This window comes from Paenisporosarcina sp. P5_A11 (assembly GCF_056400705.1).
In genome coordinates this window covers 1-8121 of the sequence record NZ_JBFUKT010000152.1, presented here as the reverse complement: position 1 = coordinate 8121, position 8121 = coordinate 1, and the positions used below count along the sequence as shown (strand labels likewise).

General features: G+C 36.4%; 6 protein-coding genes. All 6 read left to right on the top strand.

The window, feature by feature from the left end:
* Positions 1 to 329: diguanylate cyclase domain-containing protein (locus tag AC1DOS_RS15745; RefSeq protein ID WP_477538261.1), on the top strand; the 329-nt coding region annotated here is incomplete at its 5' end.
* A gap of 62 nt (positions 330 to 391) precedes the next feature.
* Positions 392 to 1066: a response regulator transcription factor gene (locus AC1DOS_RS15740; RefSeq protein ID WP_477538260.1), complete on the top strand. Its 675-nt coding sequence runs from the start codon at positions 392 to 394 to the stop codon at positions 1064 to 1066.
* Positions 1063 to 2469, top strand: a complete 1407-nt coding sequence (locus AC1DOS_RS15735; RefSeq protein WP_477538259.1) for a HAMP domain-containing sensor histidine kinase — start codon at positions 1063 to 1065, stop codon at positions 2467 to 2469. The genes AC1DOS_RS15740 and AC1DOS_RS15735 overlap by 4 nt, the downstream gene beginning before the upstream one ends.
* Positions 2470 to 2699: 230 nt before the next feature.
* Positions 2700 to 5507 carry a 2-oxoglutarate dehydrogenase E1 component gene (locus AC1DOS_RS15730; RefSeq protein WP_477538258.1) on the top strand — a complete coding sequence of 936 codons (2808 nt, stop codon included), beginning with the start codon at positions 2700 to 2702 and terminating at the stop codon, positions 5505 to 5507.
* A gap of 29 nt (positions 5508 to 5536) precedes the next feature.
* Entirely contained in the window at positions 5537 to 6799 is a 1263-nt protein-coding gene (gene odhB, locus AC1DOS_RS15725) for a 2-oxoglutarate dehydrogenase complex dihydrolipoyllysine-residue succinyltransferase (RefSeq protein ID WP_477538257.1), read from the top strand.
* A gap of 681 nt (positions 6800 to 7480) precedes the next feature.
* A partial coding sequence (locus AC1DOS_RS15720) for a hypothetical protein (protein ID WP_477538256.1) occupies positions 7481 to 8121 on the top strand: 641 nt, incomplete at its 3' end.

The following is an 8121-nucleotide window of genomic DNA, read 5'->3' as shown; positions in this document are numbered from 1 at the left end:
TGTTTGGAAAAGCCCTTTTAGCTTGTGTACGTCCAGATGATTTAGTCTCTCGTATAGGTGGAGATGAATTTGTTATTTTACTTACACATTTATCTAATCAACCTGAAATAAGGTTTGATGAAATAAACCAAATAATAAAAAACATCCAAACAACCTTGCTAAAAGGATGGACCATTAAAGAAAATATTTTCACGCCAACTACTTCTATTGGAATATCTTTTTTTCCAGAGCATGGATTATTTATTGACGAGTTATTAGAAAAAGCAGACTCAGCGTTATACGAAGTAAAGCGGATAGGGAAAAATCAACACCTTATTTATCTAGAGTGATTTATCGAAAGCCGTTCCTATTAATGGAGCGTTTTTTTGAGAACAAGAAAGAAGGTAGGAAAATGGGCAACCGTGTTTTACTTGTAGAAGACGAAAAGAACATTGCCAGGTTTATTGAACTAGAGTTACGTCACGAGGGATTCGAAGTCGTTCATTATATATCTGGAAGAGAAGGGTTAGAAGCGGCGAGATCTCTCGAATTCGATGTCGTTTTGCTTGATGTCATGTTACCTGAGCTAAATGGTATTGAAGTATGTCGTAGAATTCGCTCGTTCTCACAACTTCCTATTTTATTGATTACAGCAAGAGATGCTGTAATGGACCGGGTAGCAGGTCTTGATGCAGGCGCTGATGATTACATCGTAAAACCATTTGCTATCGAAGAATTACTAGCTAGGATTAGATCAGTTTTAAGAAGAACTAGCCAAGAAAATGAAGAAACTTTACTGTTAGTATTTAAAGACATTACTGTTCATACAAGTGCACACCGTGTCGAAGTAAACCAAAATAGCATAGACTTAACAAAAACTGAATATGATTTACTTGTTTACTTAATACAACAAAAAAACCGGGTGGTTACCAGAGACTTGATTTTGGAAAATGTTTGGGGCTATTTAGCTGATATCGAAACAAATGTGGTTGATGTATATATACGTCATTTGCGTTCGAAGTTACCACCAAAAGCAGCAAGTTACATAGAAACGGTTAGAGGAGTCGGATATGTGATGCGCGAATGACAAGAATGAATCAGTGGAATCAGTCAATTGCATCTCAATCTTTGAAAAAGAAATGGGCAATAAGTTCTGGAGCCGTCATTTTCATAAGTTTTGCAGTAATGAGTATTATCTTATACATTGCGTTAAAAGGATGGTTGTATCAACAAGAAGAACAAGAAGTAAATCAAACTATGAGTGACTTAACCAGCTTTTTCGAATCTCAAGGTCCATTTTTAACTGTACAGGATATTCAATCAAATAAAGGATTAATGACGTCTATTATTGATAAAGACCAAACTGTTCGTTTACTTAATGCTGATGGTATTGAGTTGTTACAAATCAATAATACATCGACTTTTCCTGCATTTGATGAAATTGACTTGCCCGACAATGGCTATTCGCTTGATACGGACAAATCTTCTTCCATTTCAGCCATAGGTAATATTCAGCTTGGTAAATTTATTGGGTACGTTCAGCTTGAACACCCTTTAAAAGGATTCCAGTCAATGATGACTTATATTCTCACTGCCATGTTGCTTTTTAGTGTGTGTAGTTTGTTGTTATCAGGATGGATAGGATATATATTGGCTACATATTTACTAAGGCCTCTTAAAGATTTAAAATTATCCATGGATGATGTTGCTGCACATGGATTTGAAAAAGATTTATCGATAGATTATCATGCGAAGGATGAAATTGGAGAACTTATTACCGTGTATGAAAGTATGATGGGTAAGTTAAAGTCATCTTTTGAACAGCAACAACAATTTATGGCAGATGCTTCACACGAATTACGCACACCTATACAAGTGGTAGAAGGACATCTTGCTTTGTTAAACAGATGGGGAAAGGATGATCCTGTGATTTTAAAAGAATCTTTGGAAATATCCTTACGTGAAGTAAATCAAATGAAGTCATTAATTGACGAAATGCTGGAATTAGCCCGAGGAGAGCAGATGAAAGATCGTCCTCCTACTAATATAGTAAAACACACTAAAGAAGTAATAGAAGAGATCATCCAAGTACACCCAACCGTCCATATTAATCATAATTTGCCAATTCAAGAAGTACTAAACGTCCAAATTTCATCGAATGCCTACCATCAAATTATTCGTAACATCTTAACAAATGCGATTCGATATAGTAAAGAGCCAGCACATGTATCTATTTCATACGAAATTAAACCAGAGAAAGTCATTGTTCTTATACAAGATGAGGGGATTGGGATTTCTCCTAAAGACCAATCTAAAATCTTTGATCGTTTTTATCGAGTCGATGCAGCTCGTTCTAGAGACTTAGGTGGAAGTGGGTTAGGTTTGAGTATTGTGAAAATGCTTATGGAAAATGCTAGGGGAACAATTTTTGTGGCGAGTGAAACGGACAAAGGCTCTACTTTTTCTATGGTTTTCCCACTTATAAAATGAATATTCCTTGTCTATAATACGAGTTATTTCGACATTAAGATAAAGTTTGCTTAATTTACCGAAAAGCATTGTATTTTCTATGGATAGGAGTAAGATTGAAATGGAAAAAAAGTTCTGCATTTCATCATGCTTGATTCCTTTGATATCAGGTTACAACGTGATAATATATTATAGTATGTATAAAAAGAAATAGGAAATGCCGCTTGGCAATAAGTTGGAGGGTTTTCTTAATGTTAATAAAAGGGACACCGAACGGGTCACCATGGACTAAATTATCAGGTCCAAACTTAGGTTATGTATTAGAAATGTACGATTTGTATTTGAAATCGCCAGAATCTGTAGATGCAGATTTAGGCGTATTGTTTGAAGAGTATGGTGCACCAACAACGACTGAAAACGCTGTCGATTTTTCTGCAGCTAATCAGGTAGATCCAAATAACTTTGGGAAAGTATTAGCGGCTGTTCAGTTAGCAGACGCTATTCGGGCTCATGGTCATTTAGCTGCGGATATTTATCCACTAAACGATCGTCCAAAAGATTCTTCTCGTTTAGATCCTTCATCATATGGATTATCAGAAGCTGATCTTGTAGAGATCCCAGCTTCTTTATTAATGAAAAATGCACCAAGTAATATTCAAAACGGTTCACAAGCAATCGAGTATTTGAAATCATTTTATACCGATAAGATTGCATATGAGTTTGCTCATATTATTAATCCACAGGAACGTCAATGGATTCAGTCTAAAATTGAGTCATCATCGATGAAAGTTGAATTATCGGCAGAAGAACGTAAAGCATTGCTTGAACGTTTATCTGAAATTGAAGGTTTTGAGAAATTCATTCACCGTACATTCGTAGGCGCAAAACGCTTTTCAATCGAAGGATTAGATACATTAGTCGTATTTCTTGATGAATTGGTTCGCCAATCTGAAAAACAACAAACTAAGCAAATATTAATTGGTATGGCTCATCGTGGACGTTTAAATGTCTTAACACACATTATTAATAAACCGTATGACATGATGTTTGCAGATTTTGCTCATGTTCCAAACGAATCATTTTTACCACAAGATGATTCATTAGAGATTACTACAGGATGGTTCGGCGATGTGAAATATCACATGGGAGCTACACATACAGCAAAATCTGGTTTGAAAGTAAAACTAGCTTATAACCCTTCTCACTTAGAAGTAGTTAGTCCAGTAGTTGTAGGTCAAACTCGTGCCGCTCAAGAAGTTACATCAAAAACAGGTGTAGCTGCTCAAGATCCAAAAGCTGCATATTCTGTATTAATTCATGGGGATGCTGCTTTCCCAGGGCAAGGCATCGTAACAGAAACATTAAACTATAGTCGTGTGCGTGGTTATCAAACTGGTGGATCCATTCATGTTATTGCTAATAATATGATTGGTTTTACAACAGAATATTATGATTCTCGCTCGACACATTATTCTTCTGACCCAGCTAAAGGATTCGAAGTACCTGTAGTACATGTCAATGCTGATGATGTTGAAGCGGTAATAGCTGTAGCTAGACTAGCATTTGAATATCGTGAAAAATTCGGCAAAGACATCTTAATAGATTTAATCGGCTACCGTCGATTTGGTCACAATGAAATGGATGAGCCGTTAGTAACTAATCCAACTATGTATCACGCGATTCACAAACACCCAACGGTACGTGAACTGTATGGTAAACAATTAGTGTCGGAAAAAGTTGTTGAAGACGCAGAAGTGAAAAAGCTTCAAACTGACATTCAAAAAACAATGCAAGCTGCCTTCGACCGTGTAAGAGAAGTGCCTGAAGCTGAGCATCAAGATATTGTTATTCCTGAAGTTGTATTAAATGGGTATCCAGAAGTTCAAACTGGTGTAAAAGAAGATACACTAGTGAAAATGAATGCTGAGTTATTATCATGGCCATCAGAATTTACGGCATTCAAGAAACTTGAAAAGATTCTTAAACGTCGTGAAGAACCTTTCAAAGGTAAAGGGAAAATCGATTGGGCACATGCAGAAACATTAGCACTAGGCTCAATTTTACAAGATGGAAATCCTATCCGACTGACTGGACAAGATGCTCAGCGTGGGACATTTGCCCATAGACATCTTGTGCTGCATGATGAAAAAACTGGGGCAGAGCTTGTTCCACTTCATCATATTTCGGACGCAAACGCATCATTCGTTGTATATAATAGTCCATTAACTGAAGCTGCTGTTTTAGGGTATGAATTTGGTTATAACTTAGAGAATGAAAAAGCGTTAGTTATTTGGGAAGCTCAATATGGAGACTTTGCAAATATGGCACAAGTTATGTTTGATCAGTTTATCTCTGCTAGTCGAGCAAAATGGGGCCAAAAATCCGGATTGGTGATGTTACTACCACACGCTTATGAAGGGCAAGGGCCAGAGCATTCAAGTGCTCGTTTAGAAAGATACTTGCAAATGGCAGGAGAAAATAACTGGACAGTTGCTAATCTTTCAAGTGCTGCAAACTACTTCCACATTTTACGTCGTCAAGCTAAAATGCTTGGAGAAGAAACGATGAGACCATTAATTATCGTTTCACCAAAATCATTGCTTCGTCACCCGCTTGTTGGCGCAGAAGTAGCAGATCTAGCAACTGGTCAATTTGAAACAATTCTAGAGCAACCTGGTCTAGGCAATCAAACTGAAAAAGTGGAACGAATTATACTAGCTAGTGGAAAAATGGCAATTGATTTAGCTGATAAAGTAAAAGATGGTAAAGATTTTGATCATCTTCACATCGTTCGTGTTGAACAATTGTATCCATTCCCTTCTGAAAAAATTCAAGCGATTGTTGGACGTTTTCCAAATGCGAAAGAAATTGCATGGGTACAAGAAGAACCACAAAACATGGGTTCTTGGACTTTTGCAGATCCATATTTACGTGATTTAGCAGGAGCGAAGAGTGTAAGATATATTGGCCGTGTTAAGCGTTCAAGTCCAGCTGAAGGCGATGGCGAAGCTCACAAAATTGAGCAAACTCGCATTATAGAAGAAGCAGTTTCACTTTAAAGACCGATTGATTAGAGGAGGAAAATATAGTGGCAGAAATTAAAGTACCAGAATTAGCAGAATCGATTACAGAAGGAACTATCGCACAATGGTTAAAACAAGTAGGTGATTCAGTTGAAAAAGGTGAATTCATCGTTGAACTTGAAACAGATAAAGTTAACGTGGAAGTAATATCTGAAGAAGCAGGAGTTGTTCAAGAACTACTTTTTGCTGAAGGAGATACAGTTGAAGTTGGTCAAGTTATTGCTGTTGTCGGAGAAGGTTCTGGTAGTGGTGATACAACTAAGAATCCGGTTGAAGCAGACCCTGCTGAAGCGGATGCACCTGTTAAAAATGTAGAACAACCAAAAGCTGAAAAAGTTGCACCAGCTCCGACTGCTAAAGAAGAAACATCTTCAACGGACCGTACGATCGCAAGTCCAGCAGCTCGTAAATTAGCTCGTGAAAAAGGCATTGATTTAAATGCGATTTCTACAGTTGATCCAATGGGTCGCGTACGTGTGCAAGACGTTGAATCACATTCAAATGCACCAAAACAAGCACCATCAGCACCGGCTGCAGCTAAAGCTACTGCTGCTCCAAAAGAAGATGATGGTCGTGTTACTCGTGAAAAAATGTCTCGTCGTCGTCAAACAATTGCAAAACGTTTGTTAGAAGTTAAACAATCAACAGCTATGTTAACTACTTTTAATGAAATTGATATGACAAATGTTATGGCATTACGTGCTCGCAAAAAAGATAAATTCTTTGAAGATCATGATGTTCGTTTAGGATTTATGTCATTCTTCACAAAAGCAGTTACATCTGCTTTGAAAAAATATCCTTATGTGAATGCAGAACTTGAAGGAGACGAAGTTCTACTTAAACAGTTCTATGATATTGGGATCGCTGTTTCTACTGAAGAAGGTTTAGTTGTGCCAATCGTTCGTGATACTGACCGCAAAAACTTTGCTGAAATTGAAGCAAATATCGGTGAATTAGCGAAAAAAGYACGCGACAAAAAACTTCAAATTTCAGATATGACTGGTGGATCATTTACTATTACAAACGGTGGCGTATTCGGTTCTCTTATGTCTACTCCAATCTTAAATGGTACACAAGTAGGTATCCTTGGAATGCACACAATCCAAAAACGTCCGGTTGCAATTGGTAACGAAGTTCAAATTCGTCCAATGATGTATGTGGCACTTTCTTATGACCACCGTGTAATTGACGGAAAAGATTCAGTTGGATTCTTAAAAACTGTAAAAGAATTAATCGAAAACCCTGAAGATTTATTATTAGAATCATAAGATATAACATTCAGCTTCGCATCCGCGGAGCTGTTTTTTTAATTAAGAAATAAATGCTGACTATAAAAGGATTTATTTTATAGGCTCTATTAAACTAAACGGTTGTTTATCGTACATATGCGATAGCCGTACGTTCCGCATGGGCCGACAAGTATGAAAACCACATACTTGTGGATCTCATTCTTGGGCCCACAGGAAGTGGGTCATGAAGGTGTTGCCACAAAATTTCTCGCATTGCATTTTGCGACGAGTAACCGCAGGAGCAGGACGTGGCGTTTTTAACCTTCGTTCCTGTGGCGCGAATGTACTCTTTCGTTTGTTCTTCAGTATCAACAACATTCTTTAACATAGGCATTTACAAAGTAGCTAGTGACGATGTCACTTCGCTACTTTTTTTGATTTTCAATATTAGGATTTCTTTATTAAGATGCCAGAGATGCAATTTTTGTTAAAAAACTGCTTAATTGAGGTATTTACCATATCGAATAAATTTGAAATTAATTGGAAGGTAATTGGTTATTTATGTTAATATAAATATTAAATAATTTGCAAATTTTGAATCGACTAAATATTGAGAGAGGAAGATCTATTCAAATAGTAATAAAACTCCATGGGTAGGTTAGTTAATTAAAGATGATTCAATTGTAAAGCAGTTACGAATTTGAAATAGGAGATGGTCGAATGAAGTATGAATTCAAAAATAGACATACGAATTTTCCAGTTGTGGCGATGACGCTTGTTTATTTTATTGAACTTTTTTTATATCTTATAAATTTTATCTCGGGTTTTTTCTTTGTAAACGTATTGTTTTTAATGAGTATACTAATCCTTTTTTTCTCATTGGTTATTAGGAAAACAGCAATTTCAAAACCGCCATTTGTTTTTTCTGTAATTTTTTCGGTATTCTTATTTATTTACGAAATGCCGCTAATCCTTATTGATAACCATCAATACCAAATTTCTAGCCCCAACGCACCAGAAGAATTAATTAAAGGTTCTGGAATTTTTTTGTTATCAATAAATGTTGCTACAATAGGTTTCGTTGAAAACGAACAAGTTCTACGAGATAGTTATCAAAAGAGTCACACTAAATTCTTTGAAATTATTTCCGTTAAGAATCACGAGCGATATTTTAGCAAAAACAAAGCAATCATTGAATCGGTGGGCTTATATAAAGATGAGTTTGAACAGATGTCTGAAAATGTGGCAGGTTATTTAAACACAAGTAACAAGGCAATTGATGAATTTTTAACGAGGGATTGTTACTTGTGTTTAAATAACCTGCCACATTTTCAGACATCTGTTCAAACTCATCTTTATAT

What these genes read in the sequence shown, in the direction of transcription:
- AC1DOS_RS15740 (WP_477538260.1), top strand. Translation starts at nt 392, where the DNA reads ATGGGCAACCGTGTTTTACTTGTAGAAGACGAAAAGAACATTGCCAGG.
- AC1DOS_RS15730 (WP_477538258.1), top strand. Translation starts at nt 2,700, where the DNA reads ATGTTAATAAAAGGGACACCGAACGGGTCACCATGGACTAAATTATCA.
- AC1DOS_RS15735 (WP_477538259.1), top strand. Translation starts at nt 1,063, where the DNA reads ATGACAAGAATGAATCAGTGGAATCAGTCAATTGCATCTCAATCTTTG.